Raw genomic sequence first — 22954 nt, 5'->3', positions numbered from 1 at the left:
GTAGCGTGCGGACATGGGGAACGCGCGGGTGAGCGGCCGGCCGTATGTGCTGTTGAGCTGCGCCGCGTCGATCGACGGGTACATCGACGACGCGAGTGAGCGCAGGCTGCGGCTGTCCAACGAGGCCGACTTCGACCGGGTGGACGAGGCGCGGGCCGGATGCGACGCGATCCTCATCGGCGCGGGCACCATCCGGGCGGACAACCCGAAGCTGCTCGTTCGCTCCCAGGCCCGCCGCGACGCCCGGGCCCGGCGTGGCCGGCCCGTGAACCCCTTGAAGGCAACTCTCACCGGTCGTGGCGACCTCGACCCCGAGGCCCTGTTCTTCACGGCCGGAGATGCCCCGAAGGTCGTCTATGCGACTACATCCGCACTGGAGAAGACACGGGACCGCGTCAGCGCGGTCGCCGAGATCGTCGATGTCGGCGAGCCAGCCGACCTGGGCCGGATGCTCGACGACCTGGCGTCCAGGGGTGTCGGAAGGCTCATGGTGGAGGGCGGCGGCACCGTCCACACCCAGTTCCTGACAGCGGGGTTCGCCGACGAGCTGCAGCTCGCGATCGCGCCGTTCTTCGTCGGCGACCCGCGCGCCCCTCGCTTCGTCCACGGCGGCGCCTTCCCGTGGAACCCGGTCAGCCCCGCCCGTCTCGCCGAGGTCACCAGGATCGACGACATCGTCCTGCTGCGGTACGCCCTGTCGGACAGCTACCCGGGCCACCCGGCGCATCCGGACTGAGACAGCGGCGGCTTGCGGTGGGGGTCGGCCAGGTCGGTAGGACTGGGCGACGCCGAACCGTGGCCGCGAGCGCGTCCGAGATCTGCTCGTCCACGATCCGCAGGCCACCTTGCTGAGGCGGCATGTGGTGGTCAGCCCGTGGCGTCGGGAAAGGCGAAAGGGTCGGCGACGTCGGCGACGGCGGTCACGCGATGCAGGACGAAGCGGCGAGGGGCGCCGCTGTTCTCGTCCCAGGCGGTCAGCCAACCGCCGTCGAGCGCGGTCGGCCGCACGATCCGGTCGCTCGGCGTCCCCTGCTGGTCGACGTAGCCGAGCACCACCCGGCGCCGGTCGCGGACCGCGGCCTGCAGCCGGACCAGGATCATCGGCGCGGCCCGGACCAGGCCGTCCACCTGGCTTCCTCCCGTGCCCCCCGGGCCGACACCGGCGAGCCGCAGTGCCCGCGCGTTCTCGTCGCCGCGGCGCACGAGCCGCACCGCGTCGCGCAGCTGGCCGCGGCGTACCGCGGCCGGGTCGGCCGCCGCGGCGCGGGCTCGTGCCGGTGTCCGGTGCGCCTCTGGCCGGCTGACGACGACCCGTCCGTCCGGGCCCTCGGCCGCCGGGGCGAACCCGGCGGCGCGCAGGCCGTCCAGCAGGTCGGAGACCTGCAGCCGGGAGATCACGACGGTGGGGGCGATCCGGCGTAGCCCGAGAGCCTGGGTGCGCCGGGAGACCATCACCTCGGAGAGCAGCACCGGGTCGTCGCAGCGCAGGTAGGACTCCGCCGGGCCGGAGCGCAGGCGGCCATGCCGACGGGCGGTGTCGTCGACCAGGTAGGCGAGCGCCTGCGGCACGCCGCCCCGGCCGAGCCGGGCGAGCAGGTCGTGGATGTCGGCCGGTGCACGGCCGGCGTCGAACGCACGGCGCAGCGACGCCTCCGAGAACCGGTAGACGGTCGCGGCGCCCGTCGACTCGATGTCGGCCAGCTGGGCCAGCTCCGCCGCGACCTGGGGCACCAGCGGGCCGGGCGCGACGGCGGTCAGGTCGGCCTGCAGCAGCAGCTCCTCGACCGGCTCGGGCAGCAGCGGCGCGAGCGCGTCCGCGAGCGCGTCGGCGAGCGACCCCGGCGGCCCCGACGGGCTCGCGCCACCAGGCGCGATCGAGCCGGCCGCGCCGCCGGCTCCGCCCGGCAGCGGCGGGCGCGCGGGGGTGAGCAGCTCGGCTAGCAGCCGGCCGGTCGTCGCCGGGACGCCGCGGCCGGTCAGCCCGAGCAGCTCCGCCTCCCGGATGGTCGCGTCGACCATCCGGTCCAGCAGCGGCCCGCCGCGTCTCGGCGCGCGCCAGGCCAGCAGCGCGCGCACCGACTCCGGGGCGGGCGCCACGCCGTCCGGCGCGGCCGCCAGCGCCACCAGCACCTCCAGGCGGGTCGTGACGGCGGCACCCCGGCGCACGTCGACCGACAATGCCGAGATCTGCCGGCCGCGCTCGTCCCGTTCCCCCACCAGCGAGGCGACCGCGGCCGACCTGACCCAGCCATCGACCAGCATCGCCCACCGATGCGCCGGCAGGTCGACGCTCCACCTGTCGAACGCGGTCGTCGGCATGATCCGCACGTCGACGCCGGCGGTGGCGTCGACCAGCCCGGCGGCCGAGGCCAGCTCCACGACGAATGCGGCGACCGGCTCGGGGATGTCCAGCAGCTTGGCGACGGCCCGCAGGTCGCGCACGCTGAGCCCGCCGGTGCGCAGCGGGACCACCGGCGTCGTTCCCCACCCGTCCAGCAGGGTGGCGACGTGGCGGACCATCGTGTCGGCGGCGAGCGCGGCCGCCGGGTCGACGGAGGCCGGGGCGACGGTACGTCCGGTCAGGGCGGGCGGATGCGGGTGCAGCGTCCCGGTGGGCGTGTCGCCGCGCAGGGCCAGCCCGACCTCGCGGGGCATCTCCACCTCTTCGGCTTCGACACCGACGAGCAGGCCACGGGCGAGCAGCTCCTCGACGGGGGTGCGCGCGGCGGAGACTGTGAGCAGGCGGCCCGCGTCGGCGGTGGCGCCCCGCGCCGGCCCCTGCGCCAGCCGGTCCAGGATGCGCCCGGCCGCGGGAGAGCACTCGGCGGCGAGCCGGCGCACCAGGTCGGCATCCGAGAGCCGGGCGCTGATCGCGGCGACGAGCGGCCCGCGGGACTCGGACGACCGGGCCGCGCCGCGGTCGCGGCCGTCGCCGTCAGACCCCGAGGGCACGCCGAGGGCGGCGGCGAGGCGGGCGAGCTGCGGGGGGCCGTAGGTGGCCAGGCAGTCCCGCGCTGGCCGGCCGAGGCCCAGCGGCCGGTCTCCGAGCACGTCGCCCGCCGTCGCGACCAGCCGCAGCGCGTCGGCGGGGCCCCAGAGCAGGCCACGGGCACGCAGCGCGGCGACCGACGGCCCGACGTCGAGGCCACCGCAGAGCACGGCCAGCCGCCGAATGGAGACCGGGGCGGGCAGCAGCGTCAGGATGGCGCCGACCTCGAGGGTGAACGCGTCAAGGGTGTCCAGCGCGCGCAGCACGCTGACCCGGATCTCCAGGCGCGCGGCGAGGATGTCGAAGTCAGGGGGTGGCGGGGTGGCGAGGTCGGGGCGTAGCTCGAACAGCCTGGTCAGCTCGTCGTCAGAGCGGGCGCGCAGCCACGCCGCGAGCGTGGCCGGCTCCTCATCGTCCTGCCTGACCGCCGATGACACGCTCCGACGGTAGCCCAGCGTCCTTATGGACCGTCGGCGCGCGTCGGCGTGGGGCCCGCGGGCCGCTCTCGTCGAAGCCCGTCGTCAGCGGCCCGGCCTGCGGCACGGGCTGACGGCCCGCGTCAGAAACCCGCCTCGACGATGAACCCGAGGCGGTGGTCCCTGGCCCAGTCGGAGATCCGGATCTGCAGGCTCGCGTCGCCCGGCAGCGCGAGCTGGCGGCCCAGGGAGACGCCGACGGACGCGACGCCGACCAGCACGAGTGTCTTCACCGTCCTGGCGATCGGCCGGTGCTCGGGAGGCGGGCGCCGGGGCCGCCGGGCCGGCATGTCTCCCGTTCCGGGCCGCCAGCCGGTGGCCTCGGCATCGTCGAGCGAGGCCGCGCTCGACGGCGCACGGCCCGAACGGGCCGGCCTCGCCGGGGCGAGGTCGCCGCGGATCGAAAGATTGAGGTTGGTGGCGCTGACCGCGTCCAGCCCGTTGTCCGGCGCGCCTGCCCCGCCACTCGCTCGGGCGGCCCGGCCGTCGCGGTCGGCCCGGCGAGGCCGGCTCGGACCTCCAGCGCCGCCGGTCCGTCCGGTCCGGCTGGTTCCGCCGGCCGGGTCGGCCCGAGCGGCTTCGGTCCGGCCGGTTGCGCCAGCCCGTCCCGCCCGCCCGATTCCCTCGCGCTCGGCTCGCCCGGTCCTGTCACGACGCCCGGAGCGGTCGGAGCGGTCGGAGCGATCCGGGCGGTCGGCGTGAGTGGCTTCGGTTCGGCCGGTCGCGCCGGTTCGTCCGGTCCCGGCCGTCCGTCCGGTTCCCTCATGCTCGGCTCGCCCGGTTCTTTCAGAACGGTCGTGGCGGCGGGCGTGGGCGGCTTCGGTTCGGCTGGTCGCGCCAGCTCGTCCGGCTCGGCCAGTGCCGCCGGTCCGTCCGGTCCCGCCGCTCCCGTCAGGCTCGTCCCAGGTGGACCCGTCGGTTCGGCCGCCACGGCCGCCACGGCCGCCGTAGCCGGACTGGTCGGACTGGTCGGACTGGTCGCCGCGAGCATCCCGGGTGGCCTGGCGCCCGTGGTCGGGCCAGCCGTCGCGGTCAGCCGCGCCACGGAACTCATCGCCCTCGGGCTGGCGGGGGCGCCCGCGGCCGGGAAGCAAGATCCGGTCGGTGCGCTCGACATGGTCGCCATGGGCCGTGTAGTCGGTGTAGTCGGTGTGGCCGGGGTAGTCGGCGTGTGGGGACCGGGCGGCGGGCGGCGGGCGCCCGTCCTCCCCGGGCGGCGCGTACGGCGGCCGCTCGAACCCGCCGTCAGCTTCGCCGACGGACACGTCCCAGTTGGGGGAGCCATACCAGCCGTTCGCCGCGTCTGGCACCGCCGGCGAGGAGGGCGGCGGCTCATCCCACGGGTCCCCACGGCGGCCGCCGGCGGCGTGGTCGGCCGTCGGCGCGTGGCCGGCGGCCCGGCGGTCGTCGGACCAGTCGTCACCCGACCAGTCGTCCCAACTGTCGCCCCGAGCCCCCTCGACCTTGATGACCACGGCGGGAACCTCCTGGGTCCACGCGTACCGCCTGCCCGGGTGACAGCGGCGATCTGAAGCGGCGATCTGAAGCGGCGACCTGGCGGCGGTGCCACATGCGCGCGCGGACCTCGGCGGCACGCGGCGAGCAGGGCCGTATCGGTCACAGTCAGTGCATAGCGTAAGTGGCCGAGTTCTGGTCCGGACGGCGGGGTGCGTGGTGACTATCGGTGGCGGACGCGGCAGACGTGCTCGAGGAGCAGCGCCGCGGCGACAAGGCTGAGCGCGGAGCCAAGACCTAGGCCCGCTGTGACCAGGTCGGCGCTGGCGGTGCCGAACTCGTCGGTCCTGGACGCGGTGTAACCGAGCAGCGCGGCCCACCCTCCGGCCATGACCGCGGCGGTGAGTGAGCTGGCCTTGGCGAGGACGGCGAGCCGGGCGACGGTGATCGGCATGATGGGTTTGGTACCGGGCCTGCCGGCGAGCCTGCGGCGGGTGATGCTCGCCGTCTGCACCTCCAGCAGGGCGACGATGAACACCGACAGCGGGCCGGTGCGCGGCAGCTGCGGCAGCGACCGGTAGGTCCAGACCAGCAGCAGGTAGGCCAGCACACCGGCGACCACGGCGGCGCCGACGAGGTCGCGTGCCCGCGTCGGCCTCATCCGCGCCGTCCCCGAAGACGCGCCGCCCCGCTCGGCCGGCTGGCGCGGGAACCATGGGTACGTCTCATCCGAGCGCGAGGCCCTCGCCGAGGTTCACGGCTGTGCGGCGCAGGCCCGCGGTCTCCCCGGTCGCGGCGAGGCCGGCGACCAGGTCGGCGACCCGCCCGTGGCCGGGTACCGCCGCGTCGGGAGCGACGTCCAGCCACGGCACGCAGACGAACGCACGCAGGTGGGCCCTCGGATGCGGCAGGAGAATCTCCGGATCGTCGCTGACCACCGGACCGCAGGCGATCACGTCGACGTCCAGGGTGCGCGGCCCCCAGCGCACGGTCCTGACTCTGTCGGCCGCCTGCTCGGCCTCCCGCGCCGCCGCGAGCAGCTCCCGCGGGGACGCCGCCCCGGCGAGCAGCACCGCGTTGAGGTAGTCGTCCTGCGGTGGCCCACCGACGGGCACGGTCTCGTAGACCGGTGACACGGCGAGCACCCCGAGCCGCTTGTCGAGCAGGGCGACGGCGGCGCGCAGCGTCGCCTCTCGATCGCCGAGGTTCGAGCCGAGCGCCAGGACGGCTGGTCCACTCGCCGCGGCCGGCCCGGGTTCCACCTCCGGCCGGGCCGGGTCGTTCGGCCCAGCACCGGTCACGGGCGGTCCCGGACGACGGAGACCGCGACGTCGCCGAACGGGACGGGGATGGGCGCGGCCGGCTTGTGGACGGTCACCTCGGCCCGCTCCACCCGCGGGTCGGCGAGGCAGACGTCCGCGAGCCGGGCCGCGAGCGTCTCGAGCAGGTCCACGGGCTCACCGGCGACGACGCGGGCCAGCGCCTCGGCCAGTTCGCCGTAGTGCACGGTGAGTGTCACGTCGTCACTGGCGGCGGCGGGTGCCGTGTCGAGCCACAGGGTCACGTCGACGACGAACTCCTGGCCGAGCTCACGCTCGGCCGGGAGGACACCATGCCAGCCGCGCACCCGCAGCCCGGTCAGCGCGATCCGGTCAGCGGGCAGCGCCCATGCCGGCCGCTGACCCATCGCCCACTCCGGGTTCGCCTGATCCGCGCGCGCCGTCACCACCGTCGCACCACCATCCTGCCTCCCGCCGGCTCGTCGCCGGCTCCCGTGCCGCCGCTGCGGCCCGACCTGTCTCGTCGGTCCGCTCTGATCTACCTCCCGCGCCCGGCGTGCGCGTCACGCCTGGAGGGCCGTCGGCACCCGGGTTCCTTCCTGATCCGGGGTTCCTGCTCGACCGGCGAAGCCAATCGGGGAGGTCCGGAAGCCGACCCGGAAGCCGTGGGCGCCGGCCCGCCCACGGACTCCACCTCTCAACGTCTCGCGGGCCGTGCTCATGCCTACCACGCTTCCTTCCCCGCCGATCGGCCAGGAGAGGTCCGGCCACCGGCCCGTCCACTTGGCGCCTACCTCGCGCGGCAGCCGGTCCGGCGGGAACCTCGGGTGAGCCAGTGGAGGCTGGAGGCTCGCCCGAGCGGACGCCTTCGGCCGTCAGGCGCCAAACGAACCGTCACGTTCCGCGGCCCGCCAGGCGCCGACGACCCGGACCGCGTCCACCGCCGGCCGCACTGTGTGTACCCGCACGCCCCACACGCCCTGGTAGGCCAGCAGCGCGGTGGTCGCCTGGGTGGCGTCCTCGCGTTGCTCCACCGGGCGCGCCGCGCCGTCGGGCGCCGCGAGCACGGCGCCGAGAAAGGACTTGCGGGACGTGCCGACCAGCAGCGGCCGGCCCAGGGCCGCGACGGCGTCGAGATGGGCCAGCAGCGCCCAGTTGTGCTCGAAGCGCTTGGCGAACCCGATGCCCGGATCGATGATCACGCGTTCCCGGCGCACGCCCGCGTCGAGCACGGCGGCCAGGCGCTCGGCGAGCTCGGTGACCACGTCGGCGACGACGTCCCCGTAGTACGCCCGCTTGGCCATGTCCACGCTCGCTCCCCGGGCGTGCATGAGCACGTAGTACGCCCTTCGCTCGGCGACGAGCGCGAGCAGGTCGGGCTCGGCCGCCGCGGACACGTCGTTGACGAGCACCGCCCCGGCGTCTAGCGCCGCCTCGGCGACGGCCGCCCTGGTGGTGTCGACGCTGACCGCGGCCCCGGCGGCGGCGAGCGCGGCGACCACCGGCAGCACCCGGCGGCACTCCTCCGCCACGTCGACGCGGGCCGCGCCCGGCCGGGTCGACTCCCCGCCCACGTCGACCAGGTCGGCGCCGTCCGCGACCATCCGCAGCCCGGCACGCACGGCCTCGACCGGGTCGGCGTAGGTGCCGCCGTCCGAGAACGAGTCGGGGGTGACGTTCACGACGCCCATGACCCGGGTCGGCCCCGGCACGAGCAGCCGCGCCATGAGGTCCGCGGTGGGGGCCGGATCGCGCTCCGCGCCGGTCATGCGGGCCTCATCGGCGCGGCCGGGCGCCGGCGGTAGGTGTAGCGGTAGACCGGGAGGAAGCCGAGGGCGGCGTAGAGCCGGCGCGCCGCGGCACTGCGCTCCTCCACCTGCAGGTAGGCGCGCCGCGCGCCGAGCGCCGCCGACCACCGCGCGAGCGCCGCGAGCACCGCGGTAGCCGCGCCTCGGCCGCGCGCGGCCGGCAGTGTCGCCATGCTGTAGATGCCGAGCCACTCGCCGTCGACGACGCCTCGGCCCACCCCGACCGGTCTGCCGTCCAGCGCCGCGGTGACGTAGACCACGGGCAGGGTGATCTGGGACAGGATCGCGACGCTCGCCGGCCGGTACGGGCCGAACATCGACATCCCGCCGGCGGCGCCGACGTCCAGCCAGCTCTCGTCCGGCGCGTCATCCTGCCAGGTCCGGACGGCCGTGCCCGGTCGCGTCCGGCCGGCCGCGTACTCGGCGATGCCCGCGACGCCCGCGATGAGGACGGCCAGGTCCGCGACGCACACATCGGTCGGGCCGCTGTCGTCGTCGTAGCCGGCCGTGTCCAACGCGACGCCCAGCCCTTCGGGCCGCGATACGGGCGTGAGCTGGAAGGTCGATGGGCGGCCGGCGCGCGCGTAGAACCGTTCGGCCTCGGCGATGGCCGCCGCCGCGTCGGCGACGTCGCCGCATGTCCAGACCGAGTTGCCGCGGCGGGTGGCGCCGGCGGAGTCCCGCAGCACCCAGCCGTCGAGCGTCTGGGTACGTAATGCCGGCCAGCCGCGGAAGGCCAGCACCTCCAGGTGGGCGGCCAGCGCTGCCCGGTCCGCGAACCCGGTGGTGTGGGTGAGGGCCGCGTCGGCCGCGGGGTCGGCGAGATCCGTGAACCGGCGGGGCGCGACCAGTGGGTCCGTGGCTACCGGCTCCCGGCCGGAGCTCACCGCGTCCCCACGAGCCGACATGCTCCCGAGGCTACCGAGAACCCCCTCGGCCAGACGGGGTTCGCCGGCCGCCAGGTGGCGGCTGAGGACGTGATGCCGGCCACCGCCGTCCGGGATCTGGGAGGCCTGTGGCGTGCGGCGCAGGCCCTGGCCATCGGGCGCACCGAACGGGCGCGCCGCCCCGCGACGGCCACCGAGAGGCCGTGCCCATAACCTTCAGTAGTCAGATTCATGCGAAGGATGCCAACGGCTCGCTGACGGGATCCGCTTGGGCACACGCGGCCTTGCCGGGTCACAAGTCGGGACCATGCCGGACAAGTCCGGCATCGACAGGTCGCGAGGCTGGTCCAGGGACGCTCGTACGATCTGCCGGAAGGGGATGCCGCGGCGGCTGTCGTCGCGAGTATTCCTGACTGTCCGTAGGCAAGGCCGCGCCTCCGCGGGGCGGCGAGGCCCGTATGGCTCGGGATGGCGTGGGTGGCATCACGAGGCGGTCGGGCCGGCCGGGCCGCGCCGCGCGTGGTCCGACCGTGGGCCCTCTCGGGAGCAGGTATGCGCTGCCACAAAGGCGATCTAGTCTCTTCGCTAGGGTCGAAGGTCCCAAAAGTAGCCCGATTTTAGTCCATACGGCCGGTTCATCGGCGATTCGGCCTTTCACAGGAGGGACACCCGATGCCGCAAGCCACGGGTGGACTGCCCCAGGACCCTGGGAACGATGCCGCCGACGCGGCCGCGCCGTCGGCATCGGCCGACACCGGCGACGGGCACGACATGCGCGACGGGCGTGACGGTGCCGTCGCGCCCGCCGCGGCCGGCGGAGCCGGCCTCGATGGCGCGACCCGCTGGCCCGCGTCGCCAGGCCCCACCGGGCAGGCGGTCATCCCGGTCGCCCGGCGGTCTCCTGACGACCATCCGGGGGACTACCCGGGCCTGACCGGCGGTCGGCGATCCCAGCCGGCCGAGAGCGCGCCGCGACCGGCGCCCACGACCGACCCCCGTCAGGGGACGCCCGCTCACCCGCCGGCGGAGACCACACGTGAGACCACGTCGGAGGCCGTCGCGACGCCTCGCGGCGAGGACGATTCCGATACAGGGTCCTCAGATCGCCGTCAGTTCCATCGGATGGCCGTCGGCGTGGCCATGGGCGCGTTGCTTCTCGAGGGCCAGATCCTGGAGGTATCCGGCATGCTCGCCGCCAGTCCCGTCCAACTGGCCCTCGATCGGGCCGAGCACCTCCTCGGCCAGGCGCTCGGCGCGCACGAGGTGATCCCGCCTACGCACGTCCTCGCCCAGACCGCGCGGCTGCACCGCGGCTTGGAGCGGCTGGCTCGCCGCCGGATGGCCGACGGCCAGTGGAAGCGGCTGCGGGTGGTGGCGGGCCGCGTCGCGGTGCTGCGCGCCGACGCCGCCTTCAAGCAGGGCAACGTCACCGCCGCCCGGGCGCTCACCGCCCAGGGGTACGCCGCCGGGCTCGCCGCCGGCGACGGACAGCTGTGCGGTTCGGCTCGTGAGGTCGGCGCCGTCGCCGAGTTCTACGACGGCCGGCCCGACGAGGCGCTGCGGCTGGCCAGGGACGGACAGCGCCACGCCACGGGCGGGCCCGTGCGCGCCCGGCTGGTCTGCCAGGAGGCGAGGGCGCTCGCCGGCCTGGGCGACGTCCAGGGCGCCGCCCGCGCGCTGGACCACGCCTACGACCTCGCCGACGAGATCCCGCCGGACCGCTGGGGACGGCCCGGCCCAAGCTTCGACGAGTTCAACCCGGTGGAGGTCGCGTACAACGCGACAACGGCGCTGTGCCTGCTCGGGCGGCCGCGAGCCGCCGAGGAGCATGCCGAGCTGGCGCTGCCGAAGCTGGACGGGATGGACGCCCCGGGCTTCCGCTCGGTGATCCGCCTCGACCTGTCGCTGGCTCTCGCCAGGGCGGGGCGGCTCGAGCTCGAGCGAGTGTGCTCGCTGGCCAGCGAGGCGATCCAGATCTCCTGGGGCCGCACGGTCGCCTCGGTGTCCGGCCGCGCCGACCAGGTGCTGGCGGCGACCCGCGTACACGGTGAGGTGCCGGAGGTGCGTGAGCTGGCCACCCTGGTCCGCGAATGGCAGCGCTCGGCGTCCGAGCAGCGGCCGGGCAACGGCCCGCCGGGTGCCGCCACGGCGGCCGGTGGACCTGGCATGCCCGTTCGGGCGCTCCCGGAAGTGAACGGCTGACGGGCGGTTCCCGGGGGGGAACGCAGGCGGGCGGACCGGGTGACGAGCGAGGTGACTCGCCTGCTTCCGAGCGGGATCCCGAGTTACCGGGCGCCGACGGCCGGTTCACCGCCGAGGCATCCCGCCGGGCCCTCTCGGCGATCTGCGCCGTGGCCGGGCTGGACGACACCGACGCGGTCGCGCTCAAGCTCACCGTCAACTCCGTCTACCGGTTGCCGCGGGCCGGCGCCGTGGTACGTGTCGCCACCTCGGCGGCGATGACGCACCGGATACCCAAGGTCGTCCAGGTCGCCCGTTGGCTCGAGGACGAGGGCGTGCCGGCGGTCCGGCTGCTGCCGGCGGTGCCGGCGCCGGTGGCGGCGGGGGGCGCACAGGCCACGATCTGGGTCGACGCGGGTCCTGGCGCCCCGCCGGCACCCACGGCCGCCGAGCTCGGCGCCGCGCTGCGCGGCCTGCACGCCCTGGCGCCGCCCAGGCCGGCGCTGCCCCGGTGGGATCCGCTCGACGACGTCCGGCGGCGGATGTCCGACGCGGAGGCGCTGCCGGCCGCCGACCGGGTGTTCCTCGAAGAGCTGGTCGGCCGGGTCGAGGCCGGCCTGCGGACCGTCCGCTACCAGCTGCCGACCGCGGTGATCCACGGGGACGCCCATCTCGGCAACCTCATCAGGCGACCGGACGGGCAGGTGGTGCTCTGTGATTTCGACTCGGTGAGCATCGGCCCAGCCGAGTGGGACCTCATCCCCCTGGCCGTCGGCGCGACACGGTTCGCCTACCCGCCCGGCTCGCACACCCAGCTCGCCGCGGCCTACGGCGTGGACGTCACTCGGTGGGACGGCTGGCCGGTGCTGCGGGCCGTCCGCGAGCTGAAACTGGTCACCAGCGTGCTGCCGATCCTCTCCAGCAACCCGACCGCCGCCGCGCAGTTCCGGGTCCGCCTCCAGAGCCTGCGTACCGGCGACCGGACCGTGCGCTGGCGCCCCTACGGCTGATCCGGACGCCTGGTCGCCGGCGCCGGCCCGACAGCGGGGCCCGCGACCGAGTTCGTCACCGAGTTCGTCACCGACCTCACGGTGGAGCCGGCCGGGCGGGCATGCCCGCGTCGACTCGCTCCCCGGCGGGTGGTGGCACCGGCCGGGGCGAGCAGGCGGGTGAGCCCGAGCAGCAGGCCGTCCATGCTGAGAGCCAGCACGGCGACGAGGACGGCGCCGCCCAGCACCTGCGGCTGGTCGTGCTGGGCGAGGCCGTCGACGACGAAGCGGCCCAGCCCGCCGCCGCCGATGAGCGCGGCGATGGTCGCCGTCGCCACCACCTGCACCGCCGCGAGCCGGACACCCAGCATGATCAGGGGCAGCGCGAGCGGCAGCTCCACCCGGGTGAGCAGCTGCCAGCCGGACATGCCCATGCCGCGGGCCGCCTCGCGCGCGCCGGCGTCCACCTCACGCACGCCGACGTAGCTGTTCGCCACCAGCGGGGCGACCGCGAAGATGACCAGCGCGACGATCGTCGTCCGGTCACCGATGCCAAGCGGGCCGATGGCCAGCAGCACCAGCACGGCGAACGTCGGCACCGCGCGCAGCGCGCCCGAGATGTTGACGGCGAGTGCCCCGCCTCGCCCACGGTGGCCCAGCCAGATCCCGACCGGCAACGCGACGGCCGCGGCGATCCCGACCGACGCTCCCGTGAGGATCAGGTGCTCGCCGAGGCGCGCCGGGATCCCGTCGTCGCCGGACCAGTGCGCACCGTCGGTCAGCCAGCGGGTGGCGTCGGCGACCGTGCTCACGAGTGCGCCTCGGTGGACGTCGCGGCGGCCGCCTTGGCCGCGGTGGCCGCGCCGGCCGGCCGCCGGGTGCCGCGCGCCCGCCGCCACGGGGTGACGAGCCGTTCCAGCCCGACGAGCAGCAGGTCCGCGACCACGGCGAGCGCCAGGCACAGGACCGAGGCGGTGAGCACCTCGGCCCTGAACGTGCTGCCGAGGCCGTCGTAGATCAGATTGCCGAGGCCGCCGTGGCCGATCGTCGCGCCTACCGTCACCAGCGCGACCGTGGAGACGGTGGCGACCCGCAGCGCGGTGACGATCGCGGGCAGCGCCAGCGGCAGCTCGACGGTGAGCAGCAGCCGCACCGAGCCGTAGCCCATCCCGCGCGCGGACTCCAGGACGTCCGGCGGGACCCCGTCGAGGCCCGCGATGAAGCCGCGGAAGAGGATGACGAGCGTGTAGATCACCAGGCCGGTGCGTACCGTCGTCGTGGACAGCCCGGACACCGGCAGCAACAGCGCGAAGAAGGCCAGCGAGGGGATCGTGTACAGGATGCTGGTGGCACCGCCGACTACGCCGACCGCGGGCCGCCAGCGGCGCGCGACGAGCACGAGGGGTACCGCCACCGCGACCCCGAGCGCGACCGAGGTGACCGTGAGGTCGATGTGCTCGCGTAGCGCCGCGAGGATCTCGTCGGACCTGGTACTCAGGTACCGGCCGCAGATCCACTCGTTGCGCGTGAGGCAGTTCCCACCCGCCGACGCCATGCCCGCACGCTATCCGACCGGCTGGGTGCGAATACCCGCTGTCCTGCCCGGAATGAGCGGATGGCCGGCGTCGCCACTGCCTGTTTCCCTTGGGCGTATCCCGTCTGGGCGAGTCCCGTCGCGGTCGGCGGATCCCGTCGCCGACCTCACGGATTGAGGAGCGGGCCGCGTGCCGGCTGCCGAGCCGATGATCGTACTGGAGGGGGTAGGGAAGACCTACCCGGATGGAACGGTCGCGGTCGCGGATCTGTCGTTCGAGATCGGCGACGGCGAGCTGGTCTGTCTGGTCGGGCCGTCCGGGTGCGGCAAGACCACGACCATGAAAATGATCAACCGGCTGGTGGAGTCGACCGCCGGGCGGATCCTGCTCGCCGGCGAGGACGTGCGCGCGCTAGACCCGGTGAAACTGCGCCGCCGGGTCGGCTACGTGATCCAGCAGGTGGGCCTGTTCCCGCACCTGACGGTCCGGGCGAACGTGGGCTGCGTGCCCAGGCTGCTGCGCTGGAACCGGGCCAGGACCCGGGCGCGCGCCGACGAGCTGCTGGAACTGGTCGGGCTCGACCCGGCGGTCGTCGGCGACCGCTATCCGCATGAGCTGTCCGGCGGGCAGCAGCAGCGGGTCGGGGTCGCCAGGGCGCTCGCCGCCGACCCGCCGGTGCTGCTGATGGACGAGCCGTTCTCCGCCATCGACCCGATCGCCCGCGCACGCCTCCAGGACGAGTTCGCCCGGCTGCGCCGGGAGATCAGCAAGACGATCGTCTTCGTCACGCACGACATCGACGAGGCGATCCGGCTCGCCGACCGGGTCGCGGTCCTCCGCGCGGGCCCCGAAGGCGGGAGCCTGGAGCAGATCGACACCCCCGCTCGGATCCTGGCGCGGCCGGCGACCCCGTTCGTCGCCGACTTCACCGGCGCCGAACGCACCCTGCGTCGCCTGGATGTCATCCCGCTGCGCCGCGAAGCCCTCGAGCCGCCCGCGGCCGGTGCGCGCGCCGCGCAACCGGCGGGCGCCGTGCCCGCGGAGACCACGGCGGCTCCCACGTCCGCCGCCGCTGTAGCCGGCGGATCCGGCCCCGGGGTCGCGGGCGGGTCGGCGGCGTATCGCCCGGAGCAGCCCATCGTCGTCGGAGCGACGCTCTCAGAGGCGCTCACCGCTCTCCTGGCGCGTGCCGACGCGCGGCTGCCCGTCTACGACGACGGGAACGGCGACGGCCCCGGCAGCCTCGCCGGCTACCTGACCCCAGCCTCGCTACACACAGCGCTGCGCTCCGCCGACGACCACTGACCGCCCGAGCCATGCTGGTAGGTCCCGCGCGGCGCGCGTCGGGTCTCGCGTGGCCTTGGCCCTAGCGCGACAGGGCCGCGACGGTGGCGGTGACGCCGGGGCGGCGCAGCTGGCGGGCGATCGTCGAGCGGCCGTCGATGATCCGGGTGAACAGGCCGAACGCACCTGGGCCGGCCGACATCATCGTGTGCATCAGGTCCGGCCGGCGGCTGTACAGCCCGAGCAGTACCCGGCCTGCGGCGAGTTCTGAGCCGAACACGGCCTCGACCCGCTCCGGGTAGGTGCCCAGCGCGGCCGGGTCGCCGCCCGCCGCCGCGGCCGCCGCCGCGCCCGCGAGCCGGCCGGAGCGCAGCGCGAACGAGATGCCCTCCCGCGTCCACGGGTCGAGCAGGCCGGCGGCGTCCCCGGCGACCAGCACCCGGCCGCGGCGCACCGGTGAGTCGCCGGCGCGCACCCGGGTGAGGTGTCCGGAGTCGTGCTGGCGGGGCAGGTCCGCGATGCCCAGCGAGGCGACGAACTTCTCGTAGTAGGCGCGCAGCGCGGGGCCCTCGTCGCGCGACCCGATCACGCCGACGGTCAGGACGTCGCCCTCCGGGCCAAAGGAGGTGCGAAAATGCTCTTCCTTCGCACCTCCGGCGGCCCCTGTCCGGCGAAACTTCGGGAACACCCAGCCGTATGAACCGGGCACCGGGCCCCAGTCCAGCAACATCCGCCGCTCCCACCGGGCGGCGAGGTAGGACGGCACCCGGAACTCGCCTTCCAGGCCCACGTCCACCTGGTCGCAGCGCACCCCGACGTAGCTGGCCGCGCGCGAGGACGTCCCGTCCGCGCCGACGACGACCGAGGCGACCAGGTCGGGCCCGCCGCGCACCGCCACCGCGACCCCGTCCGCGCCGGCGTCGCGCACCTCGGTGACCGTGGTCGCGGTCCGCACCTCGGCGCCCGCCGCCTTGGCCGCGTCGACCAGGGCGGCGTCGAACTCGGGGCGCATCACCATCGCGAGGATCGGCTGGCCGTCGCGGCGGCGCCGGGTGACCTTCAGCCGGCCGTCGAGCGTCATCGTGAGCGCGTCGACCTGGGCGCGCGCGAGGCCGGCCCAGTCGAGCCCGGCGGCGGCGATCTGGTCGCGGGACATCCCGACGAGCCCGCCGCCGCAGGTCTTGTAACGCGGCAGCACGGCGCGTTCGAGCAGACAGACGCGGGCTCCCGCCGCCGCGGCGACCCGCGCGGCCGCGGCCCCTGCCGGCCCGGCCCCGATCACGACGACGTCGAAGTCCGCCATCAGGCACGGTCCGGCATCAGGAGTGGCCTCGTCTCGGTCGCGGCGGCATCGGCGGTATCGCCGCCATCATCCTCGCGTCCCCCGGCAAGGGACCACGGCGCTCAGCGCAGCGTCAGGGTGCGGCCGACGACGCCGGCGCGGACGCGGCGCTCCTCGCCTGTCAGCGGGCGGCGGTCGGCCAGCACGCCGTCCAGCGCGGCGCGCAGCGCAGCCGCAGGTTCCTCGCAGCTGTCCGCGTCGGCGTCCGGCGCGAGGTCCCAGACCGGGACGACCAGCCCGTCGGCCCGGAACGAGCCGACGAAACGCGACCCGTCTCCGACGGTCAACGCGCCGGCGGCGGCGAGCCGGGCGAGCGCGTCGAGCAGCTGCTCCTCGGCTCCGGCTCTCGCCAGGCCGGCCCCGCCGTCTTCCTCGGCCGGGAATGGCAGCACCCAGCGCAGGTGGCGCTTGTCGCCGGGCTGGGTCCAGTAGGCGGCTTCGACGGAGCTCAGCCGGGCGGTGGGCACGACCGTGGCGTTCGCCCGTTCGAGACTGGCCTGCACCTCGCTGGACAGGCCGGGGGAGTCGTCCTCGGCCGGCGGCAGCCACCAGCCGAAGCCGGGGTGCACGGTGACCTCCAGCGGGGCCGGGGCGAGCAGGTCGACAAGGCGGGGAAGGCCGGCGAGCCCCTGCGGCAGGCGTTCCACGGCGGCCAGCGCCGAGACCGGACCGTCGTCGACGACGGTGCCTGGCTCCGCGGCGAGCGCCGCCAGCAGCGCGCCCGCGATGTCGGCGGACGCGTCGAGGCCGGGGGTGAGGGTCTGGGTGGCCAGCAGGATCTCGCCGGTGTCACGGACCAGCGCCGGCGCCGCCTGCGGCAGCATCGTGCCGATAGTGATCTTGCGGCCGGCGTGCTCGGGGTGCTTGGCGAGGTGGTCGGGGTGCAGGGCCACCGGCGCGGTCGCGCTGGGCACCAGTTCTCGCAGCGCGACCAGGTCCGGCTCGTCAGCGCGGCCGACGAACGGCCGCAGCACCGGCGCGGGACGCGTCCTGGCGCCGTGGCAGGCCTTGTAACGGCGGCCCGAGCCGCATGGGCACGGCTGGCGCGGCCCCGCCTCGGGCACGCTGCCGAGGGCGCCGCTCGCCGCGGTGGAGGTCCTGGGTGCTGGGGCGGTTCGGCGAGCGATGGCGGGCTCCCGATGTCAAGGACGCAGCCGTTCCGCTGGCGTCCGCTGGTATGGATCTCGGCCGCCGGCCGCGCGGGGCTTAGCCACGATCGCGGTCTTCGGCCGGGACATGGATCTCGGCCTCTGGTCGCGCCGGGCTTCGCCACGATCGCGCGGCCTTCGGCTGGACGTCGTAAGGCTAGGGCATGACCGCCGCGTCACCGCGGACTCGGGCGCCCCTCGGTGCGTGGCCAGCCTCTCGACCTCGACCTCGCAGGGTGTGCGTGCGGTCGAGTTGTCGGGAGCGGGTAACGTCGACCTCATGCTTGCCAGCCCAGCCCAGCCTGCGGCGTGCCCGTCGGCGTGCCTTTCCGAGGCCCGGCCGCAAGTCCAATGACGTCTTTGACGTTTGTTCAGGCGAGGGGTCCCCGCAGATCTGCCTGCCGAGTTCGGATGACGGCGGAACGTACGGGCGGGCAGGGACCACTGCACTGGCAGATCTGTGGGGAAGCATATGGCTGACGGGCCGCTCATTGTCCAGTCGGACAAGACGCTGCTGCTGGAGGTCGACCACCCGCTCGCGACCCAGGCGCGGGCGGGGATCGCGCCGTTCGCCGAGCTGGAGCGCTCGCCCGAGCACGTCCACACCTATCGGATCACCCCGCTCGCGTTGTGGAACGCCCGTGCCGCCGGGCACGACGCCGAGCAGGTCGTCGACGCGCTGGTCACCTACTCCCGCTATGCCGTGCCGCACGCACTGCTAGTCGACGTGGCCGACACGATGGACCGCTACGGCCGGCTGCGCCTGGAGAACGATCCGGTACACGGCCTGGTGCTGCGTGCCATCGACCGGGCGGTGCTGGTCGAGGTCACCCGGGCTAAACGGATCGCGCCGATGCTCGGGGCGAAGGTTGACGACGACACGGTCATCGTCCACCCGTCCGAGCGGGGCCGGCTCAAGCAGGCGCTGCTCAAGCTCGGCTGGCCGGCCGACGACCTGGCCGGCTACGTCGACGGCGAGGCCCACGCGATCGAGCTGCGTGAGGAAGGCTGGCAGCTGCGCGACTACCAGAAGGGCGCCGTCGCGGGCTTCTGGGAGGGCGGCTCGGGCGTGATCGTGCTGCCCAGCGGCGCGGGCAAGACGATCGTCGGCGCCGCGGCGATGGCGAGGGCGAGCAGCACCACCCTGATCCTCGTCACCAACACGGTCGCCGGCCGGCAGTGGCGCAGCGAGCTGCTGCGGCGCACGTCGCTGACCGAGGACGAGATCGGCGAGTACTCCGGGGAGCGCAAAGAGGTCCGGCCGGTCACGATCGCCACCTACCAGGTCATGACCGCGCGTCGCGGTGGCGAATACCTGCACCTCGACCTGTTCGGCGCCCGCGACTGGGGTCTCATCCTCTACGACGAGGTTCACCTGCTGCCCGCCCCGGTGTTCCGGATGACCGCCGACATCCAGTCGAGGCGGCGGCTCGGCCTGACGGCGACGCTGGTGCGCGAGGACGGCCGCGAGGGCGACGTGTTCTCCCTGATCGGCCCGAAGCGGTACGACGCGCCCTGGCGTGAGATCGAGGCGCAGGGCTGGATCGCGCCGGCGGAATGCACCGAGGTGCGGGTGACCCTCACCGAGGACGAACGGATGTCCTACGCCGTCGCCGAGCCCGACGAGCGTTACAAGATGTGCGCGACGGCGCTGTCCAAGCACGGTGTGGTCGAGCGGCTGGTCCGGAAGCACTCCGACGACCGGGTGCTCGTCATCGGGGCCTACCTCGACCAGCTGGAGACGCTCGGGCGCAACCTCGACGCACCCGTCATCCAGGGCAGCACCCGGACGAAGGAGCGGGAGCGGCTGTTCGAGGCGTTCCGGACCGGCGAGATCACCACACTGGTCGTCTCCAAGGTCGCGAACGTCTCGATCGACCTGCCGGAGGCGGGCGTCGCGATCCAGGTCAGCGGCACGTTCGGCTCCCGCCAGGAGGAGGCGCAACGCCTCGGCCGCGTGCTGCGCCCCAAGGTCGACGGCCGCTCCGCGCACTTCTACACGGTCGTCTCCCGCGACACCCTCGACCAGGAGTACGCCGCCCATCGCCAGCGCTTCCTGGCCGAGCAGGGCTACGCCTACACCATCGTCGACGCCGCCGACATCGCCTAAGGCGCTCCCGTTGCCGGACGCTCCGCGCCCGCAACCGGGCAGCGCCCGGGGTTCCTGCCGGATTGGCGGAGCTCGCGGAGCCAATCTGGGAGGTCCGCGGGCGCTGAGCGCCCTCCCCACGTGGTTCCGGGTCCTGGCATATGGCGGTGGTAAGGCTGGCTCCGGGCTGACGAGGTGGCTGGCAGACCTCCCAGATCACGACCTCCCAGATCGGCTTCGCCGATCCGGCAGGGACCCCGTCCGTCGATCCGGCAGGGACCCCGGGTGCTGCGCTGATGCGCCGTCACCATCGGTGGCTGGGTTGCGTACATTGCTCGCCAGAACGACATCGCGACCACCGGCGGCTTGATGCCGTACCCCATGGGATGTCCCTGCGGGCGTGGGTCACTCGGGGGGGTCGATCAGGTCGGCGGGGACGATCGTGACTGGGAACGGGCGGCTCACGGTCAGCGGGGCGGTGCCGCGGACCTCGCCGGTGCGGACGTAGGCGCCGTCGATGAGGTCGTACACCTCGACGGTGGCGGTGGCCGCGGCCGGGTCCGGGTCGACCAGCCAGCAGGACGGGATCCCGCGTTCCCGGTAGACGTCCAGCTTGAGGGTCCGGTCGTAGCGGCGAGTGCTCTCGTCGGCCACCTCGACGACGAGGAACGGCAGATCGCCGATCCGGCTCCTCGCGACTGCGCCCGCGGGCGCCTGCCCGCTGGCGCCCTGCGCCGGCGCCACGGCCGTCAGCCCTGGCCCTGGCCCTGGCACGGGCGTGGGGGACGGGACCGACACCAGGGTGGGGGCTGGGCCGACGATGATGTCCGGGGCGAGCAGCGTGCGCGCGGAGACCTCGATGCTCACGCCGTGCGGGTAGACGTACGCGCCTGAGGGGGCGGCGTCGGCGAGCCGCTCGGCGAGCCGCTGGATGACGCGGGTGCGCAGCGGTGTCGGCCATGGGCGCAGCACGCACAGCCCGTCGAGGAGTTCCACCCGCCCGTCGTCAGCCTCGGCCGCCTCCAGCGCGGCCACCGTCACCGGCGGGGCGGGCAGGATCACCGTGGGAAGGTGCTTGCGTGCCTGTGTGACTGCCTGCTGCATCACGCGGCCATCCTGTCGCCCGCCCGCCCGTCTGTCTAAGAGGTTGTTGACCGAAGTCGGGCCTTCGACCCGCCGTGGGCCTCCGGCCGCGCGAGTTTCGTCTATTGTCGCGCGACCTTCAACTGTCGCGCGACCTTCAACCAATCGGCCCGCTGTGGGCATCCGCCGCGCGAGTCTCCCTCAGCCCCCCGCAACCGGCGGTCAACCGGATCTTCCGGTTCAACCGGATCTTCCGGGCCCTGGCCGTCTTGCCTGCTCGCTCGGACCACTCACCTGGCACCGCGTCAGCAGGCGTCCGCCCCACTCACGATCATTCATGATCGCTGTGGGTGTCGCTGTGGTCGGGATCTGGTCGGATCCGCGACCACGACGACACGCCGGTGGTGATCAATCAGTCGAGTGCTGCCGGGCGAACGCTCGTGGCGGCGCTAGTTCCAGCCGCGGGAGTCCTGCTTGAGCGCGGTGTCGACGGTCAGGGCCGAGGCGATGACCAGGCTGAGCAGCGGGTCCGCGAGGCGGTGGTGGATCTGCACGACGTAGTTGTCGGCCGTCGTGAACATCGTGCGCAGCACCCCCTCCCAGGTCTTGGTGATCCGGGCGACCTCGACGTCGTTGTGGTCGACGATGGCGAAGTTCCAGGCACGCCAGTTCTCCGCCTTGATCATGCCGATCTGGTGCTCGCCGACCATCAGGCCGAACCGGATCTTCCCGATCGCGTTCTGCTGGACGATCTGCCCGATCTCGGAGCCGTCGGGCCGGGTGACGACGACCCGCGACTTGAGCAGCTTCGCCGGGCGGGTGAGCACCAGCTGGACCATGCCGCCCGGGTCGCGCACCTCCAGCTTGTGGGTCATGTACTGGTCGAGCGACGTGAGTACCCGGGCGACCTTCTTCGCCGTGCTCTGCCCGACCTCGACCACCGAGGCGATCTGGCGGCCCTGCTGGTCGAAGACGGCGTACTGGTTGGTGACCTCGATGAGCTGGGTCTTCTGGTTCACGACCAGCACCGGCTCGGAGAAGATCGAGCCTCCGCCCGGGCCGGCCGGAGCGACCCCGGCCTGCTGCTGGACCTGCTGCTGGACCTTGTCCGGCGTGTAGGCCGTCTGCACCGGCGCCGGCGCGTACCCACCTGGCGCGCCCGGACCGCCCTGAGCCATCCCCCACTGCCCCTGCTGCCCCGGAACAGGCCCCTGCTGCCCGGGCCCTTGCTGCCATCCCGGCCCCGACTGGCCGGGCCCCGGCGGGTAGCCGCCAGGCTGCTGCTGGGGCTGTGCCTGAGGAGCCTGGGGTGCGTATGGGCCGGCCTGGGACCCACCCGGCGCTTGCTGGCCGGGCTGCGGCTGCGCCTGGTGCGGTGGCGTCGGCTGGCCCTGTGGTGCTGGCTGCGTGTGCGTCGTCCACTGGGTGCCGTCCCACCACCGGAGACCCGGCGCACCTGACGGGTCCTGGTACCAGCCCGGCGTGGGGGAATTCTGCGACATGCGCCAAGCCTTGCACTGGCCAGTCGCAAAGGCCATGCCGGCCGCGCGACATCCCGCGCCCGATCACTTCTTGTGGTCGACCGGTTTTCGAGCGGAGCAGACACGAAGGGGCGGCCCCTCCCGGGACCGCCCCTCCTACGTGCTGTCCTGCTGTGAACTTCCGCGTCAGAGGCATCCGCCCGGCGGGAGCCCGACCCCTCGTCGCGCGAAGCGCGACATCGGGGGTCCGGGGGTCGCCCCCCCGGAGCAGATATCTTCTGACGACCTCCGGCGAAGTTGACCGGAGGTCAACGAGCATGGTTAGCCCGTCGTCAGAAGTCCATCTCGCCGCCGCCGCCCGGCATGGCCGGGGCGGCGTTCTTCTCGGGCTTGTCGGCGATGACGGCCTCGGTGGTGAGGAAGAGACCGGCGATCGACGCGGCGTTCTGCAGCGCCGAGCGGGTCACCTTGGCCGGGTCGATGATGCCGGTGGCCAGCATGTCGACGTACTCGCCGGTGGCCGCGTTGAGGCCGTGGCCGATCGGCAGGTTGCGCACCTTGTCGACCACGACGCCGCCCTCGAGACCGCTGTTGAAGGCGATCTGCTTGATCGGCGCCTCGAGCGCGAGCTTGACGATGTTCGCGCCGGTGAGCTCGTCGCCGCTGAGGTCCAACTTGTCGAAGGCACTGATCGAGGCCTGGAGCAGGGCGACGCCACCGCCGGCGACGATGCCCTCCTCGACGGCCGCCTTCGCGTTCGAGACGGCGTCCTCGATCCGGTGCTTCTTCTCCTTGAGCTCGACCTCGGTCGCCGCGCCCACCTTGACGACGGCGACGCCGCCGGCGAGCTTGGCCAGCCGCTCCTGCAGCTTCTCGCGGTCGTAGTCCGAGTCTGACTTCTCGATCTCGTTGCGGATCTGGCTGACC

At 74.2% G+C, this 22954-nt stretch carries 19 protein-coding genes and 1 pseudogene; 5 read left to right on the top strand and 15 right to left on the bottom strand.

All coding sequences use genetic code 11. The annotated features are described in order from the left end of the window. Positions 1-13: 13 nt before the first annotated feature. Positions 14-736 (top strand): RibD family protein, encoded by a 723-nt coding sequence (locus BCD48_RS38265; protein ID WP_198543575.1) that lies wholly within the window; start codon positions 14-16, stop codon positions 734-736. Positions 737-867: 131 nt separating this feature from the next. Here the strand turns inward: BCD48_RS38265 and BCD48_RS38260 are convergent, their stop codons facing one another. The 7 genes from BCD48_RS38260 to BCD48_RS38230 form a co-directional block, all read right to left on the bottom strand. After that, on the bottom strand, positions 868-3426 hold the full coding sequence (locus BCD48_RS38260) for a helicase C-terminal domain-containing protein (protein WP_071053289.1): 2559 nt from the start codon (positions 3424-3426) through the stop codon (positions 868-870). Positions 3427-3548: 122 nt separating this feature from the next. After that, positions 3549-4940 carry a chromosomal replication initiator protein DnaA gene (locus BCD48_RS38255; RefSeq protein ID WP_071053288.1) on the bottom strand — a complete coding sequence of 464 codons (1392 nt, stop codon included), beginning with the start codon at positions 4938-4940 and terminating at the stop codon, positions 3549-3551. Between the two features lie 203 nt (positions 4941-5143). Beyond that, positions 5144-5581: a DUF3180 domain-containing protein gene (locus BCD48_RS38250; RefSeq protein ID WP_071053287.1), complete on the bottom strand. Its 438-nt coding sequence runs from the start codon at positions 5579-5581 to the stop codon at positions 5144-5146. Positions 5582-5645: 64 nt separating this feature from the next. After that, positions 5646-6221 (bottom strand): 2-amino-4-hydroxy-6-hydroxymethyldihydropteridine diphosphokinase, encoded by a 576-nt coding sequence (gene folK, locus BCD48_RS38245; RefSeq protein ID WP_083419829.1) that lies wholly within the window; start codon positions 6219-6221, stop codon positions 5646-5648. Further along, on the bottom strand, positions 6218-6607 hold the full coding sequence (gene folB / locus BCD48_RS38240) for a dihydroneopterin aldolase (RefSeq protein WP_071053426.1): 390 nt from the start codon (positions 6605-6607) through the stop codon (positions 6218-6220). Before folB ends, folK begins: the two co-directional genes overlap by 4 nt. 468 nt (positions 6608-7075) lie before the next feature. Next, positions 7076-7969, bottom strand: coding sequence for a dihydropteroate synthase (folP, locus tag BCD48_RS38235; RefSeq protein WP_083419828.1), 894 nt, complete (start codon positions 7967-7969; stop codon positions 7076-7078). Continuing rightward, complete coding sequence (locus BCD48_RS38230) at positions 7966-8916, bottom strand: GNAT family N-acetyltransferase (RefSeq protein ID WP_071053286.1); 951 nt, start codon at positions 8914-8916, stop codon at positions 7966-7968. The genes folP and BCD48_RS38230 overlap by 4 nt, the downstream gene beginning before the upstream one ends. A 651-nt stretch (positions 8917-9567) precedes the next feature. Here BCD48_RS38230 and BCD48_RS38225 point away from each other — a divergent pair. Both BCD48_RS38225 and BCD48_RS38220 read left to right on the top strand, forming a co-directional pair. Next, positions 9568-11097, top strand: a complete 1530-nt coding sequence (locus tag BCD48_RS38225) for an NsdA family TPR-like regulatory protein (RefSeq protein ID WP_083419826.1) — start codon at positions 9568-9570, stop codon at positions 11095-11097. A 140-nt stretch (positions 11098-11237) separates the two neighbouring features. Next, positions 11238-12086, top strand: a complete 849-nt coding sequence (locus tag BCD48_RS38220) for a phosphotransferase family protein (protein ID WP_274536628.1) — start codon at positions 11238-11240, stop codon at positions 12084-12086. On the opposite strand, the gene BCD48_RS38215 is transcribed toward BCD48_RS38220, so the two are convergent. Together BCD48_RS38215 and BCD48_RS38210 are read right to left on the bottom strand one after the other, a co-directional pair. Continuing rightward, positions 12077-12877 carry an ABC transporter permease gene (locus BCD48_RS38215; protein WP_083419876.1) on the bottom strand — a complete coding sequence of 267 codons (801 nt, stop codon included), beginning with the start codon at positions 12875-12877 and terminating at the stop codon, positions 12077-12079. The genes BCD48_RS38220 and BCD48_RS38215 overlap by 10 nt on opposite strands. Continuing rightward, positions 12874-13620, bottom strand: coding sequence for an ABC transporter permease (locus tag BCD48_RS38210; RefSeq protein ID WP_071053285.1), 747 nt, complete (start codon positions 13618-13620; stop codon positions 12874-12876). Before BCD48_RS38210 ends, BCD48_RS38215 begins: the two co-directional genes overlap by 4 nt. A 169-nt stretch (positions 13621-13789) precedes the next feature. Here BCD48_RS38210 and BCD48_RS38205 point away from each other — a divergent pair, with 169 nt between their 5' ends. After that, positions 13790-14905: an ABC transporter ATP-binding protein gene (locus tag BCD48_RS38205; RefSeq protein ID WP_198543574.1), complete on the top strand. Its 1116-nt coding sequence runs from the start codon at positions 13790-13792 to the stop codon at positions 14903-14905. A 61-nt stretch (positions 14906-14966) separates the two neighbouring features. Here the strand turns inward: BCD48_RS38205 and BCD48_RS38200 are convergent, their stop codons facing one another. Both BCD48_RS38200 and BCD48_RS38195 read right to left on the bottom strand, forming a co-directional pair. Further along, positions 14967-16187: an FAD-dependent monooxygenase gene (locus BCD48_RS38200; protein WP_071053284.1), complete on the bottom strand. Its 1221-nt coding sequence runs from the start codon at positions 16185-16187 to the stop codon at positions 14967-14969. Between the two features lie 101 nt (positions 16188-16288). Next, positions 16289-17353, bottom strand: coding sequence for a DUF5926 family protein (locus BCD48_RS38195; RefSeq protein ID WP_083419824.1), 1065 nt, complete (start codon positions 17351-17353; stop codon positions 16289-16291). A 493-nt stretch (positions 17354-17846) separates the two neighbouring features. On the opposite strand from BCD48_RS38195, the gene BCD48_RS38190 reads away from it, so the two are divergent. Then, complete coding sequence (locus BCD48_RS38190) at positions 17847-19484, top strand: DNA repair helicase XPB (RefSeq protein WP_071053282.1); 1638 nt, start codon at positions 17847-17849, stop codon at positions 19482-19484. Positions 19485-19868: 384 nt separating this feature from the next. Here BCD48_RS38190 and BCD48_RS38185 read toward each other — a convergent pair whose 3' ends face one another. The 4 genes and pseudogenes from BCD48_RS38185 to BCD48_RS38175 form a co-directional block, all read right to left on the bottom strand. Next, positions 19869-20567 (bottom strand): Uma2 family endonuclease, encoded by a 699-nt coding sequence (locus BCD48_RS38185; protein WP_083419823.1) that lies wholly within the window; start codon positions 20565-20567, stop codon positions 19869-19871. Positions 20568-20995: 428 nt separating this feature from the next. Then, positions 20996-21724, bottom strand: coding sequence for an LURP-one-related/scramblase family protein (locus tag BCD48_RS38180; RefSeq protein ID WP_312629123.1), 729 nt, complete (start codon positions 21722-21724; stop codon positions 20996-20998). Positions 21725-21940: 216 nt separating this feature from the next. After that, a pseudogene (locus tag BCD48_RS57005) lies at positions 21941-22048 on the bottom strand (DUF2510 domain-containing protein); the annotation flags it as partial. Between the two features lie 311 nt (positions 22049-22359). After that, the coding region (locus tag BCD48_RS38175) for a TCP-1/cpn60 chaperonin family protein (RefSeq protein WP_274536626.1) at positions 22360-22954 on the bottom strand (595 nt) is incomplete at its 5' end.

The sequence above is a fragment of the Pseudofrankia coriaricola genome, from assembly GCF_001854805.1.
In the GTDB taxonomy this organism is placed as follows: Bacteria; Actinomycetota; Actinomycetes; order Frankiales; family Frankiaceae; genus Pseudofrankia.
This window is presented reverse-complemented; position numbering and strand designations above follow the sequence as displayed.

Coding starts and splice junctions, on each gene's coding strand:
- BCD48_RS38265 (WP_198543575.1), top strand. CDS start 14: ATGGGGAACGCGCGGGTGAGCGGCCGGCCGTATGTGCTGTTGAGCTGC.
- BCD48_RS38230 (WP_071053286.1), bottom strand. CDS start 8,916: ATGTCGGCTCGTGGGGACGCGGTGAGCTCCGGCCGGGAGCCGGTAGCC.
- BCD48_RS38185 (WP_083419823.1), bottom strand. CDS start 20,567: ATGCAGCAGGCAGTCACACAGGCACGCAAGCACCTTCCCACGGTGATC.
- BCD48_RS38180 (WP_312629123.1), bottom strand. CDS start 21,724: ATGGCTCAGGGCGGTCCGGGCGCGCCAGGTGGGTACGCGCCGGCGCCG.
- folB (WP_071053426.1), bottom strand. CDS start 6,607: ATGGGTCAGCGGCCGGCATGGGCGCTGCCCGCTGACCGGATCGCGCTG.
- BCD48_RS38225 (WP_083419826.1), top strand. CDS start 9,568: ATGCCGCAAGCCACGGGTGGACTGCCCCAGGACCCTGGGAACGATGCC.
- BCD48_RS38200 (WP_071053284.1), bottom strand. CDS start 16,187: ATGGCGGACTTCGACGTCGTCGTGATCGGGGCCGGGCCGGCAGGGGCC.
- folP (WP_083419828.1), bottom strand. CDS start 7,969: ATGACCGGCGCGGAGCGCGATCCGGCCCCCACCGCGGACCTCATGGCG.
- BCD48_RS38250 (WP_071053287.1), bottom strand. CDS start 5,581: ATGAGGCCGACGCGGGCACGCGACCTCGTCGGCGCCGCCGTGGTCGCC.
- BCD48_RS38190 (WP_071053282.1), top strand. CDS start 17,847: ATGGCTGACGGGCCGCTCATTGTCCAGTCGGACAAGACGCTGCTGCTG.
- BCD48_RS38210 (WP_071053285.1), bottom strand. CDS start 13,620: ATGGCGTCGGCGGGTGGGAACTGCCTCACGCGCAACGAGTGGATCTGC.